We start from the raw sequence: 26,211 nt of genomic DNA, 5'->3' as shown, positions 1-26,211 counted from the left end.
CGGCGGACCGGTTGGCGTCGCCATCGGTCCGTTTTGCATTAATATAAACGCCATGCGCGCCGCCCCCTCCCCACTCGACCAGCCGTTCTCGGTCTACCTCGACCTGGTCCGCTTCCTGGCGGCGCTGGCGGTCGTGGCGATGCACGTGCGCCAGTTCGGCCTGGTGGAAGCGCCCGGCGCCGACCACCTGACCCTGTTCGGGCGCGAGGCGGTGATGGCCTTCTTCGTGCTGTCGGGCTTCGTGATCGCCTATACCACCGCGCAGCGCCGCCCGAGCGCGCGCGAATACGCGCTGGCGCGCGCCGCCCGCATCTATTCGGTGGCGCTGCCGGTGCTGCTGCTGGCCTTCGCCTGCGCCAGCCTGGTGCGCGGCCACCTGATGACCGGCATGGACCTGCATTACCAGCTGGCCAAGCCCTGGCTCTACATCCCGTTCCACCTGCTGTTCCTGGGCGACCTGTGGGCCCTGGCCGAAGTGCCGCCCTGGCTCGGCCCCTGGTGGTCGCTCAACTACGAGGTCTGGTACTACGTGCTGTTCGGCGTCGCCTGCTACGTGCGCGGGCCGTGGCGCTTGCCGGCCCTGGGCCTGGTGCTGGCCGTCATGGGCATCAAACTGTGGCTGCTGCTGCCGGTCTGGCTGGCCGGGGTCGCGCTCTACCACTGGCAGGCAAGGCATGCGCTCCCATGCGCCCTGGCGCGCCTCGGCTGGATCGCCAGCCTGGTCCTGCTGGTGCTCTACGAAGCCAGCGGGATCGAGGAAACCCTGCGCGCGGCCGGCCGCGCTTCCTGGCTCGGACAAGCCTTCACGCTCGGGAATGCCGACCGCTTCCTGGCCGACTACGTGTTCGGGCTGATCGTCTGCCTGAACTTCGCCTGCGCGCGCTTCGCCCGCTTCGACGCCCTGCTGCGCTGCGCGGCGCCGATCCGGCGCCTGGCCTCGTACACGCTGACGCTCTACCTGTCGCATGCGCTGGTGCTGATCGCCTGGCCCGCGCTGTATCCGCACGACCCCGGCAGCATGGTGGATCTGCTGGCCCTCGGCCTGGCCGTGGCCGTCGCGACCGCCGTGCTCGGCATGCTGACCGAGCAGCGCAAGGACGTGTTCCGGCGCCTGCTCGCGCGCCTGGCGGCGCTGTGGCGCCCTGCCCGGCTGGCTCCCGCCTGCGCTGCCCCCATCAAGGAGAAGCAAGATGAAGTGTGATGTCCTGATCCTGCCCGGCCTGTGGAATTCCGGCCCGCGCCACTGGCAAACGCTATGGCATGAACGCAATCCGCACTGGCGCCGCGCCGCGCACCGCGACTGGACCAATCCCCATTGCGACGAATGGGTGGCCGAGCTGGACGCCGCCATCGCCGACTGCCAGGGCGCGCCGATCCTGGTGGCGCACAGCCTGGGCTGCATGCTGGTCGCGCACTGGGCGCTGTCCGGCTCCCCGCTCAAGGTGGCGGGCGCCTTCCTGGTCGCGCCGAGCGACGTCGAGGCGGCGACATATCCGGCCGACCTCAATTGCTGGGCGCCGATCCCGCTGCAGCCGTTGCCCTTCCCCAGCGTGGTGGTGGCCAGCGCCAACGATCCCTTCGCCAGCCTTGACCGCACGGGCGCCTTCGCCGGCGCCTGGGGCAGCCGCCTGGTCGAGATCGGCGACGCCGGCCACCTGAATGCCGATTCGGGCCATGGCGACTGGCCCGAAGGCCTGCGCCTGCTGGAGCAGTTCTGCGACGAGGTCTCCAGCACATGACGGTCCTGCACAGCGCAAGGCTGCGCTTCGAGCCGGTGACCGATGCGCACTACGACGGCATGCGCCTGCTGAACGGCGATCCCGAGGTCATGCGCTACATCAGCGGCCAGGCCGAGACGCCCGAGGAAACCCGCGCCGTCATCGCCCGGGTCAAGGCGCGCTGGGAGACGATCGGCTACTCGTGGTGGAATTTCATCGAACATGACACGGGAGAACTGGTCGGCGCCGGCTGCATCCAGCACCTGGCGCAAGACCCCGCCAACCCGCACGAGATCGGCTGGCGCCTGCGGCCCGACCGCTGGGGGCGCGGCTACGCCATCGAAGCCGCCGAGCGCATGGCGCGCTTCGCCTTCGATGAACTCGAGGTCCCGCTGCTGTGCGCGATCTGCGATCCCGGCAACCTGCGCTCGGCACGCATCATGGAAAAACTCGGCATGCGGTTTCGTGGCGAGGAAGTCTGGCATGGCCGTCCGACGCTGGCGTACGAGATCGGCCGCGCCGCGTGGCAGGCGCGCCAGGCATGAAGACCTACCACGGAAGCTGCCACTGCGGCGCGGTGCGTTACGCGGCCGACATCGACCTGGCGCTCGGCACGGTCAAGTGCAACTGCTCGATCTGCAGCAAGATGCGCTTCTGGGCCGTCCAGCTCGCGCCGACGGCCTTCCGCCTGCTGCAGGGCCAAGGCTTCTTGCGCGAATACCGCTTCCATACGCGGCGCGACGGTCACCACTTTTGCGGCGAATGCGGCATCAATGTGTTCTCGACCGGCGCTGCGCCGCGCTCGGGTCCTTTCGTGGCCGTCACGGTCGCCAGCCTGGACGACCTGCCGGTCGCCGATCTGCTGGCCGCGCCGGTGCGCCATATCGATGGACGCAACGACAACTGGATCACGCCACCGGCCGAGATCCGCCACTTATGACGTAAGCATGCGCAGTACGAGCAAGACCACGCGGGCCACACTGATCGGCCTGCTTGCCATCCTGTTGTGGAGTTCCATCGTCGGCCTGATCCGCGGCGTGAGCGCGAGCTTCGGCGCCACCGGCGGCGCCGCGCTGATCTATACGGTCGCCTCGATCCTGCTGCTGCTGACAGTCGGCCCGAGCAAGGTGCGCGCGTTTCCGCGCGTCTATCTGGTATGGGGCAGCCTCCTGTTCGTCGCCTACGAGATGTGCCTGGCGCTGTCGATCGGCTACGCCAATACCAACCGCCAGGCGATCGAAGTCGGCATGGTGAACTACCTGTGGCCGGCCTTCACCATGGTGTCCGCCATCGTGTTCAACGGCCAGCGGACGACCTGGCTGATCGCTCCCGGACTGGCGCTGGCGATCGGCGGCGTGTGCTGGGTGCTGGGCGGCGACGCGGGTCTGGACCCGGCCGCGATGGCGGCGAACGTGCGCGACAACCCGCTCAGCTATGGCCTGGCCTTCATCGGCGCCCTGATCTGGGCCAGCTACTGCACCGTCACCGCGCGCATCGCCAACGGCAGCAATGGGGTCACGCTGTTCTTCATGCTGACCGCCACCGCGCTGTGGATCAAGTACCTTGCGTTCGGCGGCGAGCCGATGCGGGTCGACCTGCGCGCGCTCGTCTACCTGGCGCTGGCCGCCGCGGCCATGGGCTTCGGCTATGCGGCCTGGAACGTGGGCATCCTGCACGGCAACGTCACGGTCCTGGCCGGCGCCTCGTACTTCATACCCGTGCTGTCCGCCGCGCTGGCGGCGCTGGTTCTGCAGACGCCGCTGTCGCTCGCGTTCTGGCAAGGCGCGGCGATGGTGTGCGCCGGTTCCATTCTATGTTGGCTGGCCACACGCAGAAAGGCCTGAGCTTGCATATTGCATAAAGTTCACATATATATCATGCTGCGAATAATTCTCATTTGCATTCTCACTAATCTAAGGGGGCGCGATGCCGTCGCTGCTTGCCACGCTGTTCGGCCTGTCCGCCTCGCCGCGGCGGTGACCGGCTTCCTGGCGCTCGGGCTGGCGATGGAGCGCCACTGGCGCGATGCCCGCGGCGCCCAAGCGCTCGGCGCGTTGGCCCTGCTGGTGTCGCTGCTGTACTGTCGAGCGTTGCGCGCGCAGGGATACGGCTTCGTGCCGTGGATCGGCTGCCTGACGGCGGCGGCATGGATCGCGATCGGCCTGCTGTCGCATGACGTGGCGATAGCGACGCGCGCGGCGCGCCTTGCCGCTGCCGCGGCGGCGCTGGGCGGCATGGCGGCGCTGGCACTGCGCTTGGGATGAAAAAAAGCCGGGACATCGCTGTCCCGGCTTTCTGTTTACCTCGCGCTCAGGCTTATTTGCCGCCCGCCAGCAGCATCTCGTTCAGGCGCTTCACGAACGAGGCCGGATCCGCCAGGCTGCCGCCTTCGGCCAGCGTCGCCTGGTCGAACAGGATGTGCGACCAGTCGGCGAAGCGCGCGCCGCTCGCGTCCTCGTACTTCAGGCGCTGCACCAGCGGGTGGTTCGGGTTGATCTCGAGGATCGGCTTCGACTCCGGCGCTTCTTGCCCGGCGGCCTTCAGCATGCGCAGCAGATTGCCCGACAACTCGTTGTCGTCCGCCACCAGGCAGGCCGGCGAGTCGGTCAGGCGGAAGGTCACGCGCACGTCCTTGGCCTTCTCGCCCAGGGCGCCCTTCATGCTCTCGACCAGCTCCTTGTAGCCGGCTTCGGTTTCGGCGTGCTCCTTCTTTTCGAGCTCGTCTTCCAGCGCGCCCAGGTCCAGGCCGCCCTTGGCGACCGACACCAGTTCCTTGCCTTCGAACTCGGTGAAGAACGACAGCATCCACTCGTCGACGCGGTCGGTCATCAGGATCACCTCGACGCCCTTCTTGCGGAAGATCTCGAGGTGCGGGCTGTTCTTCGCCGCCTGGTAGTTGTCGGCGGTGACGTAATAGATCTTGTCCTGGCCTTCCTTCATGCGGCCGACGTAGTCGGCGAACGACACGGTCTGCTCGGCCGAGTCATTGGCGGTCGAGGCGAAGCGCAGCAGCTTGGCGATGCGGTCCTTGTTGGTGGTGTCCTCGCCGATGCCTTCCTTGAGCACCTGGCCGAATTCCTTCCAGAAGGTCGCGTACTTGTCCTTGCCGGCCTGTTCTTCGGAGTTCGCCATTTCCTCGAGCATGCCCAGCACGCGCTTGGTCGAGCCTTCGCGGATCACGCGCACGTCGCGCGACTCCTGCAGGATCTCGCGCGACACGTTCAGCGGCAGGTCGGCGGAGTCGATCACGCCCTTGATGAAGCGCAGGTAGGTCGGCATCAACTGCTCGGCGTCGTCCATGATGAACACGCGCTTGACGTACAGCTTGATGCCGCCGCGCTTGTTGCGGTCCCACAGGTCGAACGGCGCGTGCGCCGGCACGTACAGCAGCTGGGTGTATTCGCTGCGGCCTTCCACCCGGTTGTGGGTGTAGGTCAGCGGGTCCTGGAAGTCGTGCGAAACGTGCTTGTAGAACTCGTGGTACTGCTCTTCGGTGATGTCGTTCTTCGAGCGTGCCCACAGCGCGCTGGCCTGGTTCACGGTCTCGAGTTCGTCCTTGAGAACCGTTTCTTTCTTCTCTTCGTCCCACTCTTCCTTCTGCATCACGATCGGCAGCGAGATATGGTCGGAATACTTGCGGATGATCGATTTCAGCTTCCACGACGACAGCAGTTCTTCCTCGCCTTCGCGCAGGTGCAGGATCACATCGGTGCCGCGGCCCGTCTTCTCGATCTGCTCGATCGAGTAGTCGCCCTCGCCGCGCGATTCCCAGCGCACGCCCTGCTCGGCGAAGGCGCCGGCGCGGCGGGTATTGACGACGATCTTCTCGGCCACGATGAAGCCCGAGTAGAAGCCCACGCCGAACTGGCCGATCAGGGCCGCGTCCTGCTGCTGGTCGCCCGACAGCTTGCTGAAGAATTCCTTGGTGCCCGACTTGGCGATGGTGCCCAGGTGGGCGATCACCTCGTCGCGGCTCATGCCGATGCCGTTGTCCGAGATCGTGATGGTTTTCGCATCCTTGTCGAACGAAACCTTGATCTTCAGTTCATGGTCGTTGCCGTACAGGGCGTCGTTGTTGATCGCCTCGAAGCGCAGCTTGTCGGCCGCGTCGGACGCGTTCGAGATCAGTTCGCGCAGGAAGATCTCCTTGTTCGAATACAAGGAGTGGATCATCAGTTGCAGCAGCTGCTTTACTTCTGCCTGGAAGCCAAGGGTTTCTTTTTCGGCGTTCGCCATCTTGTTCCTCGTTAAAAACATGGGGTTGGTCAGACTCGGAGGCATATAAGGATGCCAGGGAGGATTTCAAGAGGTCTTTTTGATAAGAAATAGGATGAACTGAAGAAAATCGCACTTTCATGCATCCGCCATGTCGAATCCTGCCCCGCCCATTCGTCGTGGAGATGGCAGCACCCCATCCACACAACCCAGGAGAACACCATGAACCAGGCAGTGCGTCCCATCCCGGAAGGCTACCGTACCGTCACCCCGCACCTGGTGTGCGACAAAGCGGGCGAAGCGATCGACTTCTACAAGAAAGCGTTTGGCGCCGTCGAGCTCGCCCGTATGCCCGGACCGGACGGCAGGATCATGCATGCGGAGCTGCGCATCGGCGACTCGGCCATCATGCTGGCCGACGCGTTTCCCGAATTCGGCAGCCAGGGCCCGCTCGCCCTGAAGGGCTCGCCCGTGACCATCCATTTGTACGTGAACGATGCCGACGCCGTTTGGGCTAGGGCGCTGGAAGCCGGCGCCCGGCCGACCATGGAACTGGCCGACATGTTCTGGGGCGACCGCTACGGCCAGGTCGCCGACCCGTTCGGCCACCTGTGGTCGATCGCCACCCACAAGCGCGACATGACGGACGAGCAGATCATGGAAGCGATGCGAGACATGCAGCCCGGCGATTGTCCCGCCCAGCAGGCCGGCTGACCCGGTCAGCCGGCCCGCGCCTCGAGAAAACGCCATACGGCCGGATCCTGCAGCGCCGCCAGGTTCAGCCGCATCCGGGTCGACGGCTGCTGGCTGGGCGAGAACAGGCTGCCCGGCGCCAGCAGCAAGTCCTGCCGCATGGCGCGCGCGGTGAGCGCATTGGTGTCTGCGCCGACGTCGACCCACAGGAACATCCCGGCCGCCGGGGCCGGGTCGACCCGCATCCCGAGCGCCTCGAGCCGGCGCAGCGCGCCCGGCCGCGCCGCATCCAGGCGGCCGCGCACGCGATCGAGGTGCTTGCGGTGGTGGCCCTCGGCCAGGATTTTATAGACCACGCGCTCGCCGATTTCGCTGGTGCTGAGCGTGGCCAGCATCTTGCGGTCGGCCAGCAGCGCGGCCGTTCGCGCGAGGTGGCGACGAAGCCGACCCGCAGGTTGGCCGCCATCGACTTCGAAAAACCGCCCAGGTAGATCACGCGCCGCAAGCCGTCCAGCGCGGCCAGGCGGGTGGCGCCGCCCGGGTGCAGGCCGCAGTAAATGTCGTCCTCGACCACCAGGAAGTCGTGCTGCTCGGCCACGCGCAGCACCTGGAAAGCCTTGGCCGCCGACACCGAGGTCGAGCTGGGATTGTGCAGCACCGAGTTGATGACGAACAGGCGCGGGCGATGCAGGGCGGCGAGCTCCTCGAGCCGCGCCAGGTCGGGGCCGTCGGCCAGGCGCGGCACGCCGACCACCTTCAGGCCCATCGCCGCGAACGAACCGAACATCAGGAACCAGGCCGGATCGTCGACCAGCACCGTGTCGCCCGGCTGGCAGAACGCGCGCGCCACCAGGTCCAGCGCCTGGGTCACGCCCAGCGTGGTCACCAGCTGCTCGGGCGCGGCCTCGATCTCGAGTTCGGCCAGCGTCCGTTGCAGCTGCTGGCGCAATGGCAAAAAACCGTGCGGCAAACCGTAATTGAGCAAGCCGTCGCAGTTCTGGCGGCTGAGCGCGCGCAGCGCATTGGCCACCGCCGCGCCGTCGAGCCAGTCGGCCGGCAGCACGCCGGAACCCGGCGCCAGCCCGAGCGGGGCCTGGCGGAACATGCTGCGCACCAGCCAGGCGATGTCGAGTTCGGCCGGAACCGGCGCCGGCTGCGATGACGGCGGCTTGTGCGCCGGCGCCTGGCGCTCGCGCACGAAGAAACCGGCGCCGCGGCGCGATTCCAGGTAACCCTGCGCCACCAGCCGGTCATAGCTGGCCACGACGGTGAACGGCGACACCCCGTGGCTGGCGGCGAAGCGCCGGATCGAGGGCATGCGCGCGCCGGGGCGCAGCAGGCGCTCGTCGACGCGCGCCGCCACCGCGCTCACGATCTGGTCGGCCAGTGGCGCGCCGGCGTCGCGCACCAAAACGAAGGGTAAGGCGACGGCGAGTGTATCGGTCATTTCACCACCACAGTCGGCAAATTATCGGTAGAAGTGTACTGGGACTGTATTGGTCCGTGCGGCTAGGATAGACCCACTGCCGCGTTGCCGCAAGCCCGACCAAGGACACCCGATGACCACCCTCGCCCGCCCCATCCCGACCGCCAGCCGCGACGAAGCGCGCGGCATGCTCCTCGGCCTGGCCGGCGTGGCGATGTTCAGCCTGACCCTGCCGTTCACCCGCATGGCGGTGGCCGAACTCGATCCGCTGTTCATCGCCCTCGGGCGCGCGCTCGGCGCGGCGCTGCTGGCCGGCCTGTGGCTCGGATGGCGCCGGGCCCCGCTGCCGCCGCGCGCCGCGCTGGCGCCGCTGGTCCTGGTGGCGCTGGGCGTGGTGATCGGCTTTCCGCTGCTGAGTTCGATGGCCCTGCGTTGGGTGCCGGCCACCCACGGCGCGGTGCTGGCCGGCCTGCTGCCGCTGCTGACGGCCCTGTACAGCGCCATGCGCGGCGACGAGCGGCCATCCGCCGCCTTCTGGCTGGTGGCCGTGTTCGGCGCGGCGCTGGTGATCGCATTCGCCCTGTCCCAGGGCGGCGGCGCCCTGCATCTGGCCGACCTGCTGATGTTCCTGGCCGTGGCGGCCGGCGCCGTCGGCTATGCCGAAGGCGGCAGGCTGGCGCGCACCCTGGGCGGCCCGGAAACGATCTCGTGGGCGCTGCTGCTGGCCCTGCCGCTGGTGGCGCCGCTGCTGGCCTGGCACTACATCCCGCGGCCGGAGGCGTTCGCCGGCGTCGGCGCCGCGGCCTGGGTAGGCCTGGCCTATGTGACGGTGTTCTCGATGTTCGTCGGGTTCTTTTTCTGGTACCGCGGCCTGGCCATGGGCGGGATCGCCCGGGTCGGCCAGGTGCAACTCTTGCAGCCATTCATGAGCCTGGTTGGCGCCGCCCTGCTGCTGGGCGAACCGCTGACCCTGCACGACAGCCTGTTCGCGCTGGCCGTCATCGGCGTCGTGTTCGCCGGACGGCGGCTGCAGGTGCGGCGCCGGCCTGGCTGACCGAGCCATTCGACGTGCATGGCCCGCGCTCGACGTACAATACCGGCTTCATTCACGCAACTTATGGAAAACACCATGTCCGTCTACGACAAACTCAAGGAACTGAACATCACCCTGGAAGCGCCGGCGACCCCGGCCGCGGCCTACGTCATGTACGTCCGGACCGGCAACCTCGTGTTCATCTCGGGCCATATCGCCAAGAACAAAGATGGCAGCATCAATGCCGGCATCCTGGGCCGCGACAAGACCACGGCGGATGGCCAGGCCGCCGCGCGCTCGGTCGCGATCGACCTGATCGGCACCCTGCAGGAAGCCGTGGGCGGCGACCTGAACCGCGTCAAGCGCATCGTCAAGCTGATGAGCCTGGTCGCGTCGACCCCGGACTACAACGAACAGCACCTGGTCACCAATGGCGCCTCGGAACTGATCGGCGAGGTGTTCGGCGACGCCGGCAAGCACGCGCGCTCGGCCTTCGGCGTTGCATCGCTGCCGCGCGGCACCTGCGTCGAGATCGAAATGATCGTGGAAGTGGCATAAAGCCGGCGATAACGTGTCAACAACCGGCATTAATTTGTCGGTAAATCAATTACTGTTGTACCTCGCGCGGCTGACCCGGCTCCATTCGCCGACGTGAAGCCGCCAACGCGGCGTGTTTTATATAATGGCCCGGCACGACCGTGCACCTTCCTGTGAGACCAGTATGAAAATCGAAAACCCCAATCCCATCCAGTGGCAGTTCTCGGAACGCGCCCAGCAGCTGCAGAGCTCGTTCATTCGCGAGATCCTGAAGATCACCCAGCGTCCGGAGATCATCTCGTTCGCCGGTGGCCTGCCCTCGCCAGCCACCTTCCCGGTCGAGCGCATGAAAGCCGCTTACGACAAGGTCCTGAGCGACAACGGCAAAGTGGCGCTGCAATATGGCCCGACCGATGGCTACGCGCCGCTGCGTGAGTGGATTGCCGGTTCGCTGTCGACGGAAGGTTCGACGATCCTGCCGGAACAGATCCTCATGACCTCGGGTTCGCAGCAGGCGCTCGACCTGCTGGGCAAGGTGCTGATCGACGAAGGCAGCCGCGTGCTGGTCGAGACCCCGAGCTACCTGGGCGCGCTGCAGGCGTTCTCGGTCTACCGTCCCGAGTTCAAATCGGTCGACACCGACGAACACGGCCTGGTGCCGTCGTCGCTGGAAGGCATCGCGCAAGGCGCGCGCATGCTGTACGCGCTGCCGAACTTCCAGAACCCGACCGGCCGTTCGCTGTCGGTCGAGCGCCGCCAGGAACTGGTGGAAACCTGCGCCCGCCTCGGCGTGCCGCTGATCGAGGACGATCCCTACGGTTCGCTGAGCTACAAGGGCGCGCCGAGCCCGAAAATGGTCGCGATGAACCCGGACGGCGTGATCTACATGGGCTCGTTCTCGAAGGTGCTGACCCCGGGCATCCGCCTGGGCTACGTCTGCGCCCCGCTGCCGCTGGTGCGCCGCCTCGAGCTGGCCAAGCAGGCGGCCGACCTGCACACCGCCCAGCTGACCCAGATGGTGGTGCACGAGGTCGTCAAGGACGGCTTCCTGGACCAGCACATCCCGACCATCCGCCAGCTGTACGGCGACCAGTGCCAGGTGATGCTGGACGCGATGCAGGAACACTTCCCGGCCGGCGTGAGCTGGACCAAGCCTGAAGGCGGCATGTTCATCTGGGTCACCCTGCCGCAGCAGATCGACGCCATGAAGCTGCTGGAACAGTCGCTGGCCGCGCGCGTGGCCTTCGTGCCGGGCGCGCCGTTCTACGCCAACGACCCTGCCACCAACACGCTGCGCCTGTCCTTCGTGACGGTGCCGCCGGAGCGCATCCGTGAAGGCATCGCGGTCCTCGGCAAGCTGATCGCCGGCATGCTGTAATCCCACGGGGCCGCGAACGCGGCCCTTTTTCTTTGTCGACGGTCAGTCGATACCGGTATCAGCCTGCCTGGGCAAGACCGGGCCAATGGCGGGTCAGTTGCGATAGTGCAACAATTGCATCAGGTAGTGGATTTTAGGCAAGGTGTGTGTCCAAAATCTCCGTGTAAAAGAGTATGATTCATCGACACTGATGAGGTCTGCCCGCCACCGATGATGCATCCTGCCCTAGCGCTCGCCGCACCGGCGCGCCAATCCGCGATTCTGATCGTCGACGACGCTCCCGACAGCCTCGGGCTGCTGCAGGACATGATGCGCCAGCAGGGCTACCAGACCTTCGTCGCCAATACCGGCAAGCGCGCGCTCGACATCGCCACCCGCATCCAGCCCGACCTGATCCTGCTCGACGTCATCCTGCCCGACCTCGACGGCCTGGAAATCTGCCGCCGCCTGAAGCGCCAGCCCGACACCGCCCACATCCCCGTCATTTTCGTCAGCGCCTGCGGCGAGACCGAGGACATCGTCGCCGGCTTCGACACCGGCGCCGCCGACTACATCGCCAAGCCGGTGCGCATGGCCGAGGTGTGCGCCCGCGTGCGCGCCCAGCTGCGCCTGCGCAGCAGCAGCGAAAGCCAGAAGCAGCAGGCCGAGCGCCTGCAGCTGATCGTCGACGGCATGGACGAGGGCCTGATGCTGGTCGACTGCGAGGGCCGCGTGGTGTACGCCAACCCGGCCTGCGAACGCTTCCTGTCGCAGCCCAAGGAAGTGCTGGAAGGCGAGCTGCTGGCCGACCTGGTCGAGCCGCCCGCCGCCTGCGACTACGCCGACTATTTCTCCCGCCCGCTCGACGCCGAGGCGACCGCGCGCTGCCGCGGCACACGCGAAGTGCTGGTGCGCCAGTCGGACGGCACGATGCGCGCGATGGACCTGAGCCTGTCGCCGGTGGCGGGCGGCGAAGCGCTGTTCGTCGCCCTGCTGCACGACATCACCCACCACAAGCAGTCCGAGACGGCGCTGCAGCGCGCCGCCCTGATCGACCCGCTCACGCGCATCGCCAACCGCCGCCACTTCGACGCCTTCCTGGACAAGGAATGGCAGCGCGCCATCCGCAGCGGCCAGCCGCTGTCGCTGATCGTGCTCGACGTCGACCATTTCAAGGGCTACAACGACAGCCTGGGCCACGCCGCCGGCGACGCCTGCCTGCAGGCCATCGCCGAAGCGCTGCAATCGCATGCGATGCGCCCGACCGACCTGGCCGCGCGCTACGGCGGCGAGGAATTCGTGGTGCTGCTGGCAGACACCGCGTCCAGCGCGGCGGCGCGGCTGGGCGAGGCGATCCGCGCCCATGTCGAGCGGCTCGCGATCCCGAATCCGCGCGCGGAAGGGGCCGGCGTGGTGACGGTCAGCATCGGCGTGGCCTGCATCGTGCCGACCCTGTTCGACGATATCCGCACCTTCTTCATCTCGGCCGACCGCGCGATGTACGAGGCCAAGGCGCGCGGGCGCAACCAGGTGGTGGCGGCGCAGGCGGGGGCGGCGTGGGAGCAGGCGCGGGGTGGGATGGCGCATTGACATCCGGCGCCCACATTCGATACCAGGCACATAATCATGCGCGACTCACATTACCCCCAATCCGGCGCCCCGATCGTCTTCTTCGATGTTGAAACCACTGGCCTCTGCGCCAACAAGGATGTGATCATCGGGCCCGGTCAGGCGACAGGCGGAACCCCGTACTGCTTGCCCCACTCGGCCAGGTAGCGCCGCTCCTGCGCTTCCCAGCGCGCATCGTCCCAGCCGAGCTCCGGCTGGCAGATGGCGCGGATGCGCGTCATCTGATCGAGGCCGCCGTTGGGCAGCTGGATGCCGAGCCGGGTGCGGCGCAGCAGCAGGTCGTCCAGCTGGTAGACCTGCTCGGAACGGGCGGCCCAGCGCAGTTCGGCCCACAGGGTCTGCGTGCCCGGGATGCATTCCAGCTCGCCCTTGCGCGCCGCCAGCAGCAGCGGCTTGGCCTGGGCGCCGTAACGGCCGGCCAGCCGGCGCAGCACGCCGGGCGGCAGGTCGTGGCGCGCCGGCACCGACACCCGCGCGAACACCGGCCCGCGCTCGGCGCGCAGCTGCCAGCCGGGCAGCTGCTGCGACACGTGGCGCAGCACGTCGAGGGCGATCGCGCGGAAGGTGGTCAGCTTGCCGCCGGCCACCGAGACCAGGCCCGGCTCCGACCACACGAAATGGTCGCGCTTTTCGGACGACGGCGCGCCATGCTGGCCGCCGTCGATCACCGGCCGCACGCCCGCGAAGGTGGCGACGACGTCCTGCTCGCTCAAGCCCAGCTGGGGGAACTGGGCGTGCAGGGCCGCCATCAGGTAGTCGAATTCGGGACGGGTGATGCGCGGCTCGGTGTTCAAACCCTGCTCGTGGTCGGCGTCGGTGCCGACCAGGGTCACGCCTTCCCATGGGAAGGCGAACACGGGCCGGCTGTCGGCCGGGTGCAGCAGGCTGACCGCCTGCGCCAGCGGCAGGCGCCGGGCCGGCAGCACCAGGTGGCTGCCGCGCAGCGGCCGCAGGCGCGGCGCGCGATCGGGCTTAGTGCTGCCTGCCTTGCCGCCTGCCTTGCCGCCTGCCTCCCCGCCTGCCTCGCCACCAAGCAAATCGGACCAGGCGCCGGTGGCGTTGACCACCACCCGCGCGCGCACCGCCGTCTCGGCCTGGCTGCGTTCGTCGCGCAGCATGGCCCCGTGCACCTTGCCGCCGTCGCGCACCAGCGCCTGCACGGTCACGTAGTTGCAGGCGACCGCGCCGTGGGCGCGCGCCTCGTCGATCACGCGCAGCACCAGGCGCGCGTCGTCGGTCTTGGCGTCGGTGTAGCGAATGCCGCCGGCCAGGCTGGCTTCCGGGCTATTCGGCGACGGCATGCGGGACGATTCCGGGCGTTCCCAGCGCGGCTCGCGGCGGCCGGCCAGCACGTCGTACACGCGCAGCATGGAAAGAAAGCCCAGCCGCCGCTTGACGTCGGTGCCATGGTCGGCGAAGGCGAAGCCCTGCGGCTCGACCAGTCCGGGCGCCGCGCGCAGCAGCGACTCGCGCTCGCGCACGGCGTCGCGCGTCAGGCGCAGGTTGCCGGAAGCCAGGTAGCGCAGGCCGCCGTGCACCAGCTTCGACGAGCGGCTCGAGGTGCCCCAGGCGAAGTCCTTCTGCTCGACCAGCAAGGTCTTGAGGCCGCGCCGCGCGGCTTCGAGCAGGATGCCGGCGCCGGTGATGCCGCCGCCGATCACCAGCAAGTCCCAGTCGCGCCCCGGCGGAAAGACATTGGCACCGCTCATGGCGTCACCAGCTTGCCCGGGTTCATGCGGCATTCGGGGTCGAAGTGACGGAACAGCGCCCCCATGGCGCCCAGCCCCAGCTCGCCCTTCTCGGCTGCCAGCCACGGCGCGTGGTCGACGCCCACGCCGTGCTGGTGGCTGATGGTGCCGCCGCAGCCGACGATCGCGCTCGAGACGCGGTCCTTCAGCTGGCGCCAGCGCGCCAGGTCGGCCTGGTAGTCGCCCGCCAGCCGGTAGACGAAGGTCGAATACACGCTGGCGCCCTGGGGATACAGGTGCGACAGGTGGGTGTAGGCGTGCACGCGCTCGCCGAACGCCTCCAGCGCGGCCGCCGCGGCCTGCTCGATCGCGGTCACCGCCTGCGTCACGTGCGGCCAGTCGAGCGCCGTCTCGACCGTGTCGATCGCATAGCCCTGCTCCCAGGCCGCGTTGCGCAGGTAGACGCTGCGAAAGCGGTTGCGGCGCCAGCGCTCGCCCAGCGCGCGCCCGACGTGCACGCCGTGCAGGCGCCGTGCCAGCGCCGCCGCCGTGCGCAGCGCCTCGCGCGCCTGGCCCCTGGCGCCGCTGGCGCCGACCAGCAGCATGCATTTGGACTGGCCGCAGCCGCGCCAGCCCAGGTAGCGCTCCAGCAATCCCACCCGGCGACCGTGGCCGGCCAGCGCCAGCATGGTGCGCGTCTCGCCGGCGTTCGACAGGCGCAGCATCGACAGTCCCAGGCGCGCCTGGGCCAGCATGCGCGCCGCCTGCACCGCATGTTCCCAGTCGGGGAAGAACAGCGCGTGGAAGGCTTCGTGCTCGGGCAGGCGGTTGATGCGCACCACGGCGTGGGTCAGCACGCCCATGCGGCCCTCAGAGCCGAGCACCATCTCGCGCAGGTCGATGCCGCTGCTCGAAGCCGGAAAGGTCGGGATGTCGAGGGTGCCGGACGGCGTCTCGATGCGCCCGCCCGCGAACATCTGCTCGATGCGCCCGTAGCGCAACGACTGCTGCCCCGACGAGCGGGTGGCGATCCAGCCGCCCAGCGTGGAGTATTCGAACGATTGCGGATAGTGGCCCAGGGTATAGCCGTGGGCGCGCAGCTGGGCTTCGAGATCGGCGCCGGACACGCCGGCCCCGAAACAGGCCAGCTGCGCCTCGCGGTCGAGCGAAATCATGGCGCGCATGCGGCACATGTCGATGGAGAGGCTCGGGCGCAGGCCGCCGTTGGAACTGTGGCCCACGTCGAGGTGGCCGGCCACGCTGGTGCCGCCGCCGTAGGGGATGACGACCGCGTCGTGCAGGGCGGCGAAGGCCAGCAGTTCGCGCACCTGGGCGCCGGATTCGGGAAAGGCCACGCCGTCCGGCACCTTGCCCAGGCGGCCGTGGCGCAGGCGCAGCCAGTCCGGCAGGCTCTGTCCATGGGCGTGGCGCGCGCGCGTGGCGCCGGTGGCGTCGATCAGAGGATGGGGCGGCAGGCGGCCAGGGGGCAAGCCGGCACAGGCTTGTTCGAAGGTCGCGTCCTGCGGGGCCGTCCCCCGGCCCAGCCGTGCGCCGAGGAAGGCTCTGGCCTCTCCTTCGAGCTGCACCGTAATCGACTCGTCACCCCAACCGTTCCAACGCCGCATCAATGACTTTCCGTTATACTTCGAGTTGCTCTTTTTGCCACCTCAAATAGCACATTAAAGTCGCTCCCGCCAACCGTATTGCGCTTTCATGACACAGCCTTGCTCAATCACGCCACTGTCGCCCGATGACGCGCGCGTGACCGGTTCCTATCTGCAGCCCCTGCTGGAAACCGCCCTCGAGCGCGGCCTTGCCCTGCCCGTATTGGCCCAGGCCGCCGGCCTGGCCGCTGGCGCACTCGATCCGCTGCCCGAGAGCCTGCCCGCACGACGCTACATCGGCTTGCTCGAAGCTGGCGCGCGCCTGGCGAACGATCCGTTCTTCGGCCTGCACGTGGGCGAAAAAGCGCGTCCGGCCACCTACAGCGCCTACGGCATGCTGCTCCTGGCCTGCAACAGCTTCGGCCATGCGCTGGAACTGACCCAGCGCTACGAATCGCTGGCCCACGACCTGGGCCGCAGCCGCCTGGCGCAGCATGGCGCCCAAGCGCATTACGAGTGGATCAGCCACTATCCCGACGCCACCCGGCACCTGGTGGAGAGCGTGTACGCGGGCATTCGCGTGTTCGGCAGCTGGCTGGCCGGGCGGCCGCTGATGCCGCTGGCGCTGCGCTTCCGGCATGCCGACCCGGGCCACGGCGACGCCGAATACCGGCGCGTGCTGGGCATCGCGCCGGAGTTCGGCGCGCCGCTGAACTGCGCCGCCGTCGATGCCGCCCTGCTGGCGATGCCGGTGCCGAACGCCGACACCAGCGTGTACCCGCTCCTGCTGCACCACGCCGAACGGCTGCTGCAAGAACGCGCCGCGCGGCAAGAACCCATCGTGGCGCGCGTGCGGGCCGCGCTGCTGCCGCGCCTGGCCAGCGGCGAGGCGCGGCTGGCGCCGGTGGCGGCCGAGCTGGGGCTGTCGGCGCGCACCCTGCAGCGCAAGCTGGCCGATGCCGGATCGAGTTTCCAGCAGGTGCTCGATGCGGTGCGCTACGGCCTGGCCCAGGACTACCTGCGCCGGCGCGAACTGGGCCTGGTCGACGTCGCCTTCCTGCTCGGCTTCCGGGAACAGAGCGCGTTCACGCATGCGTTTCGCGAGTGGAGCGGCATGAATCCAGGCGCATGGCGCGAGCAGGCCGCGTGAACACGGTTCATGCCGCATCTTATTTCCGCATATCGATCATCGTAATCAATCGTTCTACACGCAGCGTGTAGAACTTACCATGCCAACTCATCAACGCGTCGCCGTTACCCACGGCGCGCTGCATCGGCTCGCATGCCCGCCCGGATTCGCTGCACGCAAGCGCCGGGCCCGCGGCCCGCCGGACCTTCGAACCTGCCACATCCGTATGGTGCGACGTCCTGCAACAAGCCCTCGATAACGACAGGAACTCATCATGCAACCTCTTACCCAGCCGCGCCGCAGGCGCCTCGGGCTGATCGTCGCCGGCGCCTTGGCGGGCGCCGCGCAGGCGAATGCGCAAGGTCCGCTCGCCGCTCCCGACGCCGCCAGCCTCGAACCCCTGCAAGTGCAGACCGTGACCGTCAACGGCGAGCGCGCCCGCGACGAGCGCGGCGCCCTCGGCGCCCTCGGCAACCGCTCCGACCTCGATACGCCATTCGCCACCGCCAGCGTCTCCAGCCAGCAGATCGAGGATCGCCAGATCGCCACGCTGGGCCAGGTGTTCGCCGACGACGCCTCGGTCAGCGCGCAGGGCGGCACCTACACCCAGGCCGCCCACGCGGTGAACGTGCGCGGGCTGCGACTCGACTTCACCAACGGCTTCAAGATCGACGGCCAGCCATTCCAGATGTTCGGCGTCGAGCTGCCCCTCGAAACCGTCGAGTCGGTGCAGCTGCTCAAGGGAGCCTCGGGCTTCCTGTACGGCTTCGCCGCGCCTGGCGGGATCATCAACTACATCACCAAGAAGCCGACCAGCGAGACGCTCCTGAGCGCCGACGTCGGCTGGTCGAGCGCGAGCCTGAAGCGCGCGCACGTCGATGCGGGCGGCCGCTTCGGCGCCGAGGGCCGCTTCGGCTACCGCGCCAACCTGGCGCGCGAGGAAGGCGGCACCTATAACGGCGCCGCACTGGAACGCCAGGCCGCCTCGCTGGCCGTGGACGCGCGCCTGACGCGCGACCTGACCTGGAGCGCCAACTTCCTCTACCAGGAGCGCGACATCGACGGCGCCGTGCCGACCGTCTCGCTGCAGAACTACCCGGCCCGGACCGGCCTGCCGGCGCCCGTGGACGGCCGCAAGGACCTCGGCGCCTATGACAGCTCCTACTACAACTCGACCCTGTGGATGGGCGCCACGGCGCTCGACTGGCGCATCGGCCGCGCCTGGCAAGCCAGCCTCAGCTATGGTCACACCGTCAAGCGCATCGACAGCGCCAACGAGACGCTTTATCTCAGCAACCAGCGCGGCGACTACAGCAACCGGCTGGCGCCGTTCTACCGCCCGAACCTGACCTATGACGCGCTGCAGGCCAGCGTGGAAGGCAAGTTCGATACCGGCCCGCTCCGCCATCGCGTGACCTTCGGCGCCGGCTACCAGACGCTCGAACGCACCCTGAATCCCGAATCGAACCTCAGCCTGTTCGGCCCCGCCACCGTCGGCAACCTGTACGCGACGCCACCGGTGCTGGTCGACACCTCCACCTTCGACCGCAGCATCTTCTACAAGATCTCGGAGTGGACCCACAAGTCGGTGTTCGCCAGCGACACCATCGAGTTCGGCGACCACTGGTCGGTGCTGCTCGGCGCGCGCCATGTCGACTACGAAAACCTGAACTGGAACGCGCGCGGCGCGTCCACCTCGCGCTACAACAAGAAGCCGCTGTCGCCGAGCGCCGCCCTGCTCTACCAGCCGACGTCCTACGCGACCGTCTACGCCAGCTACGTCGAGGCGATGGAAGATGGCGGCACGGTCGGCACCACCTATGCCAACGCCAACGAAGTGCTGGCGCCGCTGACCAGCCGCCAGGCCGAACTCGGCGTGAAGGTCGACCAGGCCCGCTGGGGCGCGAACGCGGCCCTGTTCCGGGTCAAGCGCGGCGCCGCCTATGCCGACTACGGCAGCGATCCGCGCGGCGTCTACACGCAGGGCGGGGAACTGAGCTACCGCGGCCTGGAAGTCAACGCGCGCGCCGACCTCGCGCGCTGGCTGAAGGCCAACGGCGGCGTCATCTGGCTCGACGCCGAGTACAAGGCCACCAGCCCCGCGTTGATCGGCAACCGGGTCGAAAGCACGCCGCGCCTGCAGGCGGTGCTGGGCCTCGAAGCGCGGCTGCCGCAGGTCGACGGCTTGTCGCTGCACGCCAACGCCAGCTACCTGGGCGAGCAGGAAGCCAACAGCGCCAACACGATCCAGGTGCCGTCGATCGCCCTGTTGCACGCGGGCGGCGCCTGGCGCACCCGCGTCCAGGGCCGCGACCTGACCTTGCGCCTGCAGGTCAACAACCTGGCCGGCAAGGATTACTGGTATTCGGCGGGCTCGAACTCGCTGCAGATCGGCGCGCCGCGCACGGTCTCGTTCAACGCCCGCATCGACCTGTAGGAGGAACACCATGAAAACATCGACACCCGTGCTGGCCCTGGTCGCGGCAACCCTGCTCGCGGCCTGCCACTCCGCGCCCACGCCGACCCTGCAGGCCAGCGCGCAGGGCGCGCCGGCGGCGCCTGCCGCGCCTGCCAAGCGCCCCAACATCCTGTTCATCATGGCGGACGACCTGGGCTACTCCGACATCGGCGCCTTCGGCGGCGAAATTGACACGCCGAACCTCGATGCGCTCGCGCGCGACGGGCGCGTGCTGTCGAACCACCACACCGGGCCGGTGTGCGCGATCACGCGCGCGATGCTGATCTCGGGCACCGACCACCACCTGGTCGGCATGGGCTCGCAAGGCGCGCCGCGCGACGAGCGCAAGGGCGCGCCCGGCTACGAGGGCTACCTGAACGAGAACGCGCTGTCCTTCGCCGACCTGTTGCAGGACGCCGGCTACCATACCTATATGGCGGGCAAATGGCACCTCGGCTTCGGCGACGGCCGCGGCAAGACGCCGGACCGCTGGGGCTTCGAGCGCAGCTACGCGCTGCTGCCGGGCGCCGCGCGCAACCACTTCGGCAAGGAAGCGCCGGACGCGCGCAACTACGTCGAGGACGGCAAGCACGTGCAGCCGGGCGCCGGCTTCTACTCGACCGACTTCTACACCGACCGCCTGATCTCCTACATCGACGCCAACCGCGCCGACGGCAAGCCGTTCTTCGCCTACGCCGCCTACACCTCGCCGCACTGGCCGCTGCAGGTGCCGGAGCCGTACCTGAGCAAGTACAAGGGTCGCTACGACGCCGGCTACGACGCCATCCGCCTGGCGCGCATCGAACGCATGAAAAAGCTGGGCATCATCCCGGCCGACTTCACGCCGTGGGCCGGCGCACCCGACAGCCCGGTGCGGGCGCCCGCGTCGCCCAACAACGACACGCCGGAAGCGCGCTATGTCAACGCGCTCAAGGGCGCGGCCGAGGGCCACGCCGACCACGGCCAGGGCCGGGTCGACAAGCAGTGGGACAGCTTGACCCCGCTGGAAAAGAAGGCGCAGATCCGCTACATGGAGATCTACGCCGGCATGGTCGACAACCTCGACCACAATATCGGACGCCTGGTCCGGCACCTGAAGGACATCGGCGAATACGACAACACCTTCATCCTGTTCCAGTCGGATAACGGCGCCGAGGGCTGGCCGATCGATTCGGGCGCCGACCCGAAAGCCACCGACGAGGCCAATGCCGCGCCCGAGGTCTACGCCAGGCTCGGCACCGATCAGGTCAAGCGCATCCAGTACGGCCTGCGCTGGGCCGAAGTGAGCGCAGCGCCGCTGCGCAACGTGAAGAGCATGCCGCACGAAGGCGGCGTCTCGACGCCCCTGATCGCCAAGCTGCCCGGCCAGCGCGGCCCCGCCACGCCGGCGCCGGTGCTGCACGGTTTCACCCACGTCACCGACAACGCCGCCACCTTCCTGGCGCTGGCCGGCGTCGCGCCGCCGCACGAGCCCGCGCCGGCGGACATCGACCCGGCGTCGGGGCGCGACCGCAACGCAGGCAAGGTGGTCTACAAGGGCCGCAACGTGTATCCGGTCACCGGCACGTCGCTGCTGCCGCTGCTGCAAGGGTCAAACATCGGCCAGCGCGGCCTGCCGGCGGCCGGCGAAGCCTATGGCCGCGGCTATGTGTTCAGCGCCGACGGCCGCTGGAAGGCGGTCTGGATCGAGCCGCCCCACGGTCCGCGGGATGGACACTGGCAGCTGTTCGATATCCAGGCCGATCGCGCCGAGAACAATGACCTTTCGGCGCGCCACCCGGACATCGTGGCCCGGCTGGTGCAGCGCTGGAAAGACTATATGGCGCAGGTCGGCGGCGTGAATCCGGTGCGTCCGGCCAGCTTTTACTAGGACGGCGACATGCGCATGACCGAATGCCTGCTGGCGCTGGTTGGCGCCCTTGCCGGTGTCGCGCTGGCGGTGACCGATGCCAGCCAGGCGCCGCCCCTGGCGAAGCTCGGCACCGAGACCCTGTGCGCGGCCGGGACCGGCCTGCCGCCGGGCTGGGGCCGGGATGCGCGCGCCGGCATGGTGCGCCTGGCCGGCGGCGAATTCGTGTTCGGCAGCCTCGCGGGCTATCCGGACGAACGCCCGGCCAGCACCGCACGCCACAAGGTGGATGGCTTCTGGATCGACCAGACCGAGGTCACCAACGCCCAGTTCGAACGCTTCGTGCAGGCCACCGGCTATGTCACCGAGGCCGAGCGTGAAGGCGCCGCCGTCGTGTTCGACACGCCCGATGCGGCCGAGCTGCAGCGCCGTCCCTACGCCTGGTGGCGCTATGCACGCGGCGTCAGCTGGAAGGAGCCGCACGGCGCGCGGGCGCCGGCCCCGAATGCGCCGGTGACGCTGGTCACCCAGGCCGACGCCCTCGCCTATGCACGCTGGCTGGGCCGCGACCTGCCGACCGAGGCGGAGTGGGAATACGCGGCCAAGGCCGGCCGCGACGACGCCGGGCTCGATGGCGCGCCGGTCGATGCCCACGGCCGTCCGACCGCCAACTACTGGCAGGGGCCCTTCCCGCTGGCCGACAGCGCCCAGGACGGCCATGCGGGCCTGGCGCCGGTCGGCTGCTACGCCGCCAACGCCTTCGGACTGCACGACATGATCGGCAACGCCTGGGAATGGACCAAGGATGGCTACAGCGGCGCGCGCCAGCCGCACGCGAACGGCGACACCGCCGTGGCGGCGGCGCGCCGGCCGGCCGCGCCGGTCGTGATCAAGGGCGGCTCGTTCCTGTGCGCCCCGACCTACTGCCTGCGCTACCGGGCCTCGGCGCGCGAATCGCAGGAAGCCGACCTGGGCGCCAGCCATATCGGCTTTCGCACCGTGCTGCGCGATGCCTGAGAATGGCGCGGGATGAATCGGAGGACATGATGTCGCCAGGCGCCTGAACGGCCGCGACGACTGGACCGGCAAGGATTTAGCTGCAACAATTCGGGAATGAGTATCATTTACCGATTCCACCTGTGGCTGTGCACGACGCTGGTCGTACTGACCTGCGCTTTCGCGCCGGCCGCCCTCGCCCTCGACCCGGCCATCGCGCTGGACGGCTATCGCCATGAACGCTGGGGCGAGCTGGAAGGCGCGCCGCGCTACGTCGACGCGCTGGCGCGCAGCCAGGATGGCTGGCTGTGGGTCGGCAGCCGTTACGCCGGCCTGCTGCGCTTCGACGGACTGCGCTTCCTGCAGTTCGAGACGGCCGACGGCAGCCGCCTGCAAAACAACAATATCAGCGCGCTGCGGCCCGGCCCCGGCGGCGAACTGTGGATTGGGCACGGCAGCGGCGGGCTGAGCGTGCTGCGCAAGGGACGTTACCGGCACCTGCTCACGCCCGAACAGAGCGGCAGCGTCTTCGCCATCTCCCTTGGCGCCGATGGCGCGCCCTGGATCGCCGGCTGGCGCGGCCTGTTCCGGGTCGAGGGCGATCGCGTCGTGCGCATCGGCCCGGAACTGGGCTACGATGCCACCCGCGCCGAATACGTGCTGGCCGACGGCGCCGGCCGGGTCTGGGCCACCGACGGCGCGGCGCTCTACCTGCGCGAGGCCGGCGCCCAGCGCTTTCACAGGCTGCGCGCGGTGCGCGGCGATGCGATGCTGCTCGAAGCGCGGGACGGCAGCGTATGGCTGGTGCTCGGCAAGCAGTTCGAGCGTGTGGCGCCGCCCTCGCCGCGCCGCGTGCCATTTCAACCCGGCAGCGCCAACACCTACCAGTCGCTGTTCGACCGCGACGGCAACGTCTGGTCCGGCAACTGTCCGGTCGGCATTTGCGTGCTGCGCCCGGCCGACTGGCAGCGCGGCGGGCGTTTCACGCCGGTTGGCGCCGCCGAGCGGCTCGACCAGTCGTGGCAGATGACCAGCCTGTCGGTGCTGGCGCTGATGGAAGACGGCGACGGCAGCATCTGGGTCGGCACGCCCTCGGGCCTGGAGCGGCTGCGCGACCACGTCGTGCACATGGTGCCGCAACTGCTCGACCGCGGCGTGTCCCATCCCGCGCGGCATCCGGACGGCGGGATCGTCGCGGCGCGGGTCCAGCGGCTGGACGATACGGCCGGCCTGGTGCGCATCGAGCACGGCAAGACGCGCGACCTGCCGGACCCCATCGCCACCCATGTGCTCGATCGCGCGCCGGACGGCACGCTGGTGCTCGGCGGCCAGCACGGCATCGAGCGGCATGGCCGCACGGGCGTCGAGCGCATCCCGCTGCCACCCGCAGTCAGCGCGGCCGCCGACAGTATCCGGCTCCAGAAGCTCGCGGCCGGCAACGACGAAGTCTGGCTCTGGACCGGGCGCATGGGCGCCTGGCATTACCGCGACGGCGCCTGCACCCGGCCGCCGGTCAAGGAAGACAGTCCGCAGGAGGTGGTGTTCGACGCGGCCGGCCGCAGCTACCTGGGACTGCGCGGCAACCGCCTGCGCGTCGTCGACGGCGAGACGGTGCGCGAGTACGGCCCCCAGGATGGACTGGACGTCGGCAGTCTCACTTTCATCGTGCCGGGCACGCCCTTGCTGGTGTCGGGCCCGGACGGCGTGCAGGTCCTGGAAGGCGGCCGCTTCCGGCGCCTCGCCGTCGCCGTCCCGGACGGCATCGGCGAGATCAACGGCATCGTCGCCGACGCCGCCGGCGTGCGCTGGATCAACGCCGAGCGCGGCATCTACCGCGTCGCGCCTGAAGACTGGACGCGCTCGATGAACGAGCCGGGCGCGCCGCTGCGCGGCCTGCTGTTCGATGCCGCCGACGGCTACCTGGGCGGCGGCGTGCTGCGCCTGCTGTCGCGCACGGCCGTCATCGCCGGCGACGGCACGCTCTGGTTCGCGGGCGAGCGCGGCCTGGCCTGGCTCGATCCGCGCAAGACGGCCCACAACCCGGCGACGCCCGCAGTGGAGGTGCTGGCCGTCTCGAGCGGCGCGCGCCACTATGGCGTCGGCATGGGCATGGCGCTCGACCAGGGCACCGAGAACGTACAGATCGACTACACGGCGCCCAGCCTGCGCATGCCGCAAAAGGTGAGCTTCCGCTATCGCCTGGCCGGCAGCCGGGACTGGGAGGAAGCCGGCACGCGGCGCAGCGCCTTCTTCCAGCGGCTGCGCCCTGGGACGCACAGCTTCGAGGTGATGGCCATAAACGAGAGCGGCGTGGCGGGCCCGGTCACGACCCTGGCCTTTTACATCCCGCCGCGCTGGTTCCAGACCTGGTGATTCCTGGCGGCCTGCCTGCTGGCCTTCGTGCTCATGGCCGCGTGGGCCTACCGGCTGCGCACCCGGCGGCTGGCCGAGCGCATCGAAGGCGAGCTGATGGCGCGCATGCGCGAGCGCGAATCGATCGCCCGCTCCCTGCACGACACCTTCCTGCAGGGCGTGCAAGGGATGCTGCTGCGGATGCACTCGGTGCTGACCGGGCTGCCGGCCAACAGCCCGGTGCGCACCGAGCTCGAGCGCGTGCTGGAGAACGCCGAACAGGTGCTGGAAGAAGGCCGCGACGAAGTCCAGGGCCTGCGCCAGGGCTTCGCCAACGTCGACGCATTCTGGCAGGGGCTGCTGCGCGACGTGGAACTGATCCTTCCTGGAGGAAGCCAGCGCCTGGCGCTGGCGGCGGCGCCGGGATCGGTCGACCGGTTGCCGGTGCGCCTGCGCCGCGACGTGCATGCGATCGTGCGCGAAGCCCTGGTCAACGCCCTGCGGCATACGCCCGGGCCGGTCCGGCTCAGCGCCGACGCCGGCCAGCGCGACGTGACGCTGACCGTCGGCGACGAAGGAAGCGGCGGCTGCGCCATGGACAAGCCCGGCCACTTCGGCCTGCAAGGCATGCGCGAGCGCGCGCTCCAGATCGGGGCCAGGCTGCGCATCGAGAGCAGCCCCGCCCAGACGCGGATCACGCTGGCGATTCCGGTCGGGCCGGGCCAGGCGGATCAGGCGTCGCGCCCCGTCCCGCCCTGTCCGCCGAGCACGCGCACGGCATCGTCGACCACCGGCACGATCGCCAGCACGCACAGGAAGGCGGCCAGCGGCACCGTGGACAGGTAGCCCAGGTGCTTGAAGCCCAGCGCCCCCACCACGCCGCCCAGGCAGAACGCGCCCAGCAGCGACAGCATCAGCAGCAGGCGCCCGAGGTTGGCCGTGACTTTCGGCTGGCGCAGCGGGCCGTCGGCGTTCCAGTAGGCCATCTTGCCCAGCTCGATGCCGATGTCGGTCACGATGCCGGTCATGTGGGTGGTGCGGATCTCGGCACGCGAGACCTTGGTGATGACCGCGTTCTGCAGCCCCATCATGAAGCACAGCAGCATCACGGTCAGCGGAATGAAGAAGGCATCGATCCCGGCCAGGCGCGCGCCGAGGATGCCGAACACCAGCAGAAGCACAGCCTCGAGCAGCAGGGGCAGCGCGAAGCCGCTGTGCAAGCCGCGGCGCCGGATGTAGTTGACCAGGATCGCGGTGCAGGCCGCGCCGAGCAGGAAGCTGAGCAGCGCGCCGAGCGCGGCCAGCACCAGGTCGGTCTCGCCCAGCACCAGGTGGTCGGCCGCGCTGGAGACGATGCCGGTCATGTGCGAGGTGTATTCGCGCACCGCCAGGAAGCCCCCGGCATTGATGGCGCCGGCAACGAAAGCCAGCGCCACGCCCAGGTGCCGGTTCGCGCCGGGCGTGCGTTCATGTCCTGTCAGGCTGCGCGCGTAACTGATCGGCACGGCGGATGGCTCTCCAGAAAAA

21 protein-coding genes and 1 pseudogene are annotated in these 26,211 nt (G+C 69.0%); 17 read left to right on the top strand and 5 right to left on the bottom strand.

Features of this window, described 5'->3' with window-relative positions; genetic code table 11:
• The first annotated feature begins 52 nt into the window (after nucleotides 1-52).
• The 6 genes from ABIB42_RS04945 to ABIB42_RS04920 all read left to right on the top strand — a co-directional run bounded on the left by ABIB42_RS04945 (nucleotide 53) and on the right by ABIB42_RS04920 (nucleotide 3,982).
• Nucleotides 53-1,201 (top strand): acyltransferase family protein, encoded by a 1,149-nt coding sequence (locus ABIB42_RS04945; protein WP_273028083.1) that lies wholly within the window; start codon nucleotides 53-55, stop codon nucleotides 1,199-1,201.
• Nucleotides 1,191-1,739: an RBBP9/YdeN family alpha/beta hydrolase gene (locus ABIB42_RS04940; protein ID WP_005666648.1), complete on the top strand. Its 549-nt coding sequence runs from the start codon at nucleotides 1,191-1,193 to the stop codon at nucleotides 1,737-1,739. Before ABIB42_RS04945 ends, ABIB42_RS04940 begins: the two co-directional genes overlap by 11 nt.
• Nucleotides 1,736-2,263: a GNAT family N-acetyltransferase gene (locus tag ABIB42_RS04935; protein WP_005666646.1), complete on the top strand. Its 528-nt coding sequence runs from the start codon at nucleotides 1,736-1,738 to the stop codon at nucleotides 2,261-2,263. The genes ABIB42_RS04940 and ABIB42_RS04935 overlap by 4 nt, the downstream gene beginning before the upstream one ends.
• Nucleotides 2,260-2,658 (top strand): GFA family protein, encoded by a 399-nt coding sequence (locus tag ABIB42_RS04930; protein ID WP_005666645.1) that lies wholly within the window; start codon nucleotides 2,260-2,262, stop codon nucleotides 2,656-2,658. Before ABIB42_RS04935 ends, ABIB42_RS04930 begins: the two co-directional genes overlap by 4 nt.
• Nucleotides 2,659-2,665: 7 nt before the next feature.
• Nucleotides 2,666-3,562: an aromatic amino acid DMT transporter YddG gene (yddG, locus tag ABIB42_RS04925; RefSeq protein ID WP_429247982.1), complete on the top strand. Its 897-nt coding sequence runs from the start codon at nucleotides 2,666-2,668 to the stop codon at nucleotides 3,560-3,562.
• A 132-nt stretch (nucleotides 3,563-3,694) separates the two neighbouring features.
• Complete coding sequence (locus ABIB42_RS04920) at nucleotides 3,695-3,982, top strand: DUF3325 family protein (protein WP_040776157.1); 288 nt, start codon at nucleotides 3,695-3,697, stop codon at nucleotides 3,980-3,982.
• A gap of 52 nt (nucleotides 3,983-4,034) precedes the next feature.
• On the opposite strand, the gene htpG is transcribed toward ABIB42_RS04920, so the two are convergent.
• Nucleotides 4,035-5,954 carry a molecular chaperone HtpG gene (htpG, locus tag ABIB42_RS04915; protein ID WP_429247981.1) on the bottom strand — a complete coding sequence of 640 codons (1,920 nt, stop codon included), beginning with the start codon at nucleotides 5,952-5,954 and terminating at the stop codon, nucleotides 4,035-4,037.
• A gap of 201 nt (nucleotides 5,955-6,155) precedes the next feature.
• Between htpG and ABIB42_RS04910 the strand changes: the two genes are divergently transcribed.
• Nucleotides 6,156-6,647 carry a VOC family protein gene (locus ABIB42_RS04910; RefSeq protein WP_005666638.1) on the top strand — a complete coding sequence of 164 codons (492 nt, stop codon included), beginning with the start codon at nucleotides 6,156-6,158 and terminating at the stop codon, nucleotides 6,645-6,647.
• 5 nt (nucleotides 6,648-6,652) lie between these two features.
• On the opposite strand, the pseudogene ABIB42_RS04905 reads toward ABIB42_RS04910, so the two are convergent.
• A pseudogene (locus tag ABIB42_RS04905) lies at nucleotides 6,653-8,073 on the bottom strand (PLP-dependent aminotransferase family protein).
• A gap of 112 nt (nucleotides 8,074-8,185) precedes the next feature.
• On the opposite strand from ABIB42_RS04905, the gene ABIB42_RS04900 reads away from it, so the two are divergent.
• The 4 genes from ABIB42_RS04900 (at nucleotide 8,186) to ABIB42_RS04885 (ending at nucleotide 12,569) form a co-directional block, all read left to right on the top strand.
• Entirely contained in the window at nucleotides 8,186-9,106 is a 921-nt protein-coding gene (locus tag ABIB42_RS04900) for a DMT family transporter (RefSeq protein ID WP_429247980.1), read from the top strand.
• A 75-nt stretch (nucleotides 9,107-9,181) separates the two neighbouring features.
• Nucleotides 9,182-9,643: a RidA family protein gene (locus tag ABIB42_RS04895; RefSeq protein ID WP_219864562.1), complete on the top strand. Its 462-nt coding sequence runs from the start codon at nucleotides 9,182-9,184 to the stop codon at nucleotides 9,641-9,643.
• 163 nt (nucleotides 9,644-9,806) lie between these two features.
• Complete coding sequence (locus ABIB42_RS04890; protein WP_005666631.1) at nucleotides 9,807-11,000, top strand: PLP-dependent aminotransferase family protein; 1,194 nt, start codon at nucleotides 9,807-9,809, stop codon at nucleotides 10,998-11,000.
• A gap of 210 nt (nucleotides 11,001-11,210) precedes the next feature.
• Nucleotides 11,211-12,569, top strand: coding sequence for a diguanylate cyclase (locus tag ABIB42_RS04885; protein WP_313632686.1), 1,359 nt, complete (start codon nucleotides 11,211-11,213; stop codon nucleotides 12,567-12,569).
• Between the two features lie 137 nt (nucleotides 12,570-12,706).
• On the opposite strand, the gene ABIB42_RS04880 is transcribed toward ABIB42_RS04885, so the two are convergent.
• Both ABIB42_RS04880 and ABIB42_RS04875 read right to left on the bottom strand, forming a co-directional pair.
• Nucleotides 12,707-14,317: a glycerol-3-phosphate dehydrogenase/oxidase gene (locus tag ABIB42_RS04880; protein ID WP_429247979.1), complete on the bottom strand. Its 1,611-nt coding sequence runs from the start codon at nucleotides 14,315-14,317 to the stop codon at nucleotides 12,707-12,709.
• The gene (locus ABIB42_RS04875) at nucleotides 14,314-15,921 is read right to left on the bottom strand and encodes an FAD-binding oxidoreductase (protein ID WP_273028074.1); all 1,608 of its coding nucleotides are present in this window, start codon (nucleotides 15,919-15,921) and stop codon (nucleotides 14,314-14,316) included. Before ABIB42_RS04875 ends, ABIB42_RS04880 begins: the two co-directional genes overlap by 4 nt.
• Before the next feature lie 88 nt (nucleotides 15,922-16,009).
• On the opposite strand from ABIB42_RS04875, the gene ABIB42_RS04870 reads away from it, so the two are divergent.
• The 6 genes from ABIB42_RS04870 (at nucleotide 16,010) to ABIB42_RS04845 (ending at nucleotide 25,530) form a co-directional block, all read left to right on the top strand.
• Nucleotides 16,010-17,050, top strand: a complete 1,041-nt coding sequence (locus ABIB42_RS04870; protein WP_429247978.1) for an AraC family transcriptional regulator ligand-binding domain-containing protein — start codon at nucleotides 16,010-16,012, stop codon at nucleotides 17,048-17,050.
• A 253-nt stretch (nucleotides 17,051-17,303) separates the two neighbouring features.
• Nucleotides 17,304-19,466, top strand: a complete 2,163-nt coding sequence (locus tag ABIB42_RS04865) for a TonB-dependent siderophore receptor (RefSeq protein WP_429247977.1) — start codon at nucleotides 17,304-17,306, stop codon at nucleotides 19,464-19,466.
• Between the two features lie 10 nt (nucleotides 19,467-19,476).
• Nucleotides 19,477-21,357, top strand: coding sequence for an arylsulfatase (locus ABIB42_RS04860; RefSeq protein ID WP_429247976.1), 1,881 nt, complete (start codon nucleotides 19,477-19,479; stop codon nucleotides 21,355-21,357).
• Nucleotides 21,358-21,366: 9 nt separating this feature from the next.
• A complete protein-coding gene (locus ABIB42_RS04855; protein WP_429247975.1) occupies nucleotides 21,367-22,353 on the top strand; it encodes a formylglycine-generating enzyme family protein in 987 nt (328 codons plus the stop codon).
• Between the two features lie 96 nt (nucleotides 22,354-22,449).
• Entirely contained in the window at nucleotides 22,450-24,705 is a 2,256-nt protein-coding gene (locus ABIB42_RS04850) for a two-component regulator propeller domain-containing protein (RefSeq protein ID WP_429247974.1), read from the top strand.
• Nucleotides 24,706-24,738: 33 nt separating this feature from the next.
• Nucleotides 24,739-25,530, top strand: coding sequence for a sensor histidine kinase (locus ABIB42_RS04845; protein WP_429247973.1), 792 nt, complete (start codon nucleotides 24,739-24,741; stop codon nucleotides 25,528-25,530).
• Here the strand turns inward: ABIB42_RS04845 and ABIB42_RS04840 are convergent.
• The gene (locus tag ABIB42_RS04840) at nucleotides 25,416-26,189 is read right to left on the bottom strand and encodes a YoaK family protein (protein ID WP_219864571.1); all 774 of its coding nucleotides are present in this window, start codon (nucleotides 26,187-26,189) and stop codon (nucleotides 25,416-25,418) included. The genes ABIB42_RS04845 and ABIB42_RS04840 overlap by 115 nt on opposite strands.
• Nucleotides 26,190-26,211: the final 22 nt, after the last annotated feature.

The sequence above is a fragment of the Massilia sp. UYP32 genome, assembly GCF_050434365.1.
Taxonomy (GTDB): Bacteria; Pseudomonadota; Gammaproteobacteria; order Burkholderiales; family Burkholderiaceae_D; genus Telluria; species Telluria timonae.
This window is presented reverse-complemented; position numbering and strand designations above follow the sequence as displayed.

Coding starts and splice junctions, on each gene's coding strand:
- ABIB42_RS04935 (WP_005666646.1), top strand. CDS start 1,736: ATGACGGTCCTGCACAGCGCAAGGCTGCGCTTCGAGCCGGTGACCGAT.
- ABIB42_RS04860 (WP_429247976.1), top strand. CDS start 19,477: ATGAAAACATCGACACCCGTGCTGGCCCTGGTCGCGGCAACCCTGCTC.
- ABIB42_RS04885 (WP_313632686.1), top strand. CDS start 11,211: ATGATGCATCCTGCCCTAGCGCTCGCCGCACCGGCGCGCCAATCCGCG.
- ABIB42_RS04890 (WP_005666631.1), top strand. CDS start 9,807: ATGAAAATCGAAAACCCCAATCCCATCCAGTGGCAGTTCTCGGAACGC.
- ABIB42_RS04940 (WP_005666648.1), top strand. CDS start 1,191: ATGAAGTGTGATGTCCTGATCCTGCCCGGCCTGTGGAATTCCGGCCCG.
- ABIB42_RS04910 (WP_005666638.1), top strand. CDS start 6,156: ATGAACCAGGCAGTGCGTCCCATCCCGGAAGGCTACCGTACCGTCACC.
- ABIB42_RS04845 (WP_429247973.1), top strand. CDS start 24,739: ATGGCCGCGTGGGCCTACCGGCTGCGCACCCGGCGGCTGGCCGAGCGC.
- yddG (WP_429247982.1), top strand. CDS start 2,666: ATGCGCAGTACGAGCAAGACCACGCGGGCCACACTGATCGGCCTGCTT.
- ABIB42_RS04895 (WP_219864562.1), top strand. CDS start 9,182: ATGTCCGTCTACGACAAACTCAAGGAACTGAACATCACCCTGGAAGCG.
- ABIB42_RS04900 (WP_429247980.1), top strand. CDS start 8,186: ATGACCACCCTCGCCCGCCCCATCCCGACCGCCAGCCGCGACGAAGCG.
- ABIB42_RS04875 (WP_273028074.1), bottom strand. CDS start 15,921: ATGCGGCGTTGGAACGGTTGGGGTGACGAGTCGATTACGGTGCAGCTC.
- ABIB42_RS04880 (WP_429247979.1), bottom strand. CDS start 14,317: ATGAGCGGTGCCAATGTCTTTCCGCCGGGGCGCGACTGGGACTTGCTG.
- ABIB42_RS04945 (WP_273028083.1), top strand. CDS start 53: ATGCGCGCCGCCCCCTCCCCACTCGACCAGCCGTTCTCGGTCTACCTC.
- ABIB42_RS04855 (WP_429247975.1), top strand. CDS start 21,367: ATGCGCATGACCGAATGCCTGCTGGCGCTGGTTGGCGCCCTTGCCGGT.
- ABIB42_RS04865 (WP_429247977.1), top strand. CDS start 17,304: ATGCAACCTCTTACCCAGCCGCGCCGCAGGCGCCTCGGGCTGATCGTC.
- ABIB42_RS04870 (WP_429247978.1), top strand. CDS start 16,010: ATGACACAGCCTTGCTCAATCACGCCACTGTCGCCCGATGACGCGCGC.
- ABIB42_RS04850 (WP_429247974.1), top strand. CDS start 22,450: ATGAGTATCATTTACCGATTCCACCTGTGGCTGTGCACGACGCTGGTC.
- htpG (WP_429247981.1), bottom strand. CDS start 5,954: ATGGCGAACGCCGAAAAAGAAACCCTTGGCTTCCAGGCAGAAGTAAAG.
- ABIB42_RS04930 (WP_005666645.1), top strand. CDS start 2,260: ATGAAGACCTACCACGGAAGCTGCCACTGCGGCGCGGTGCGTTACGCG.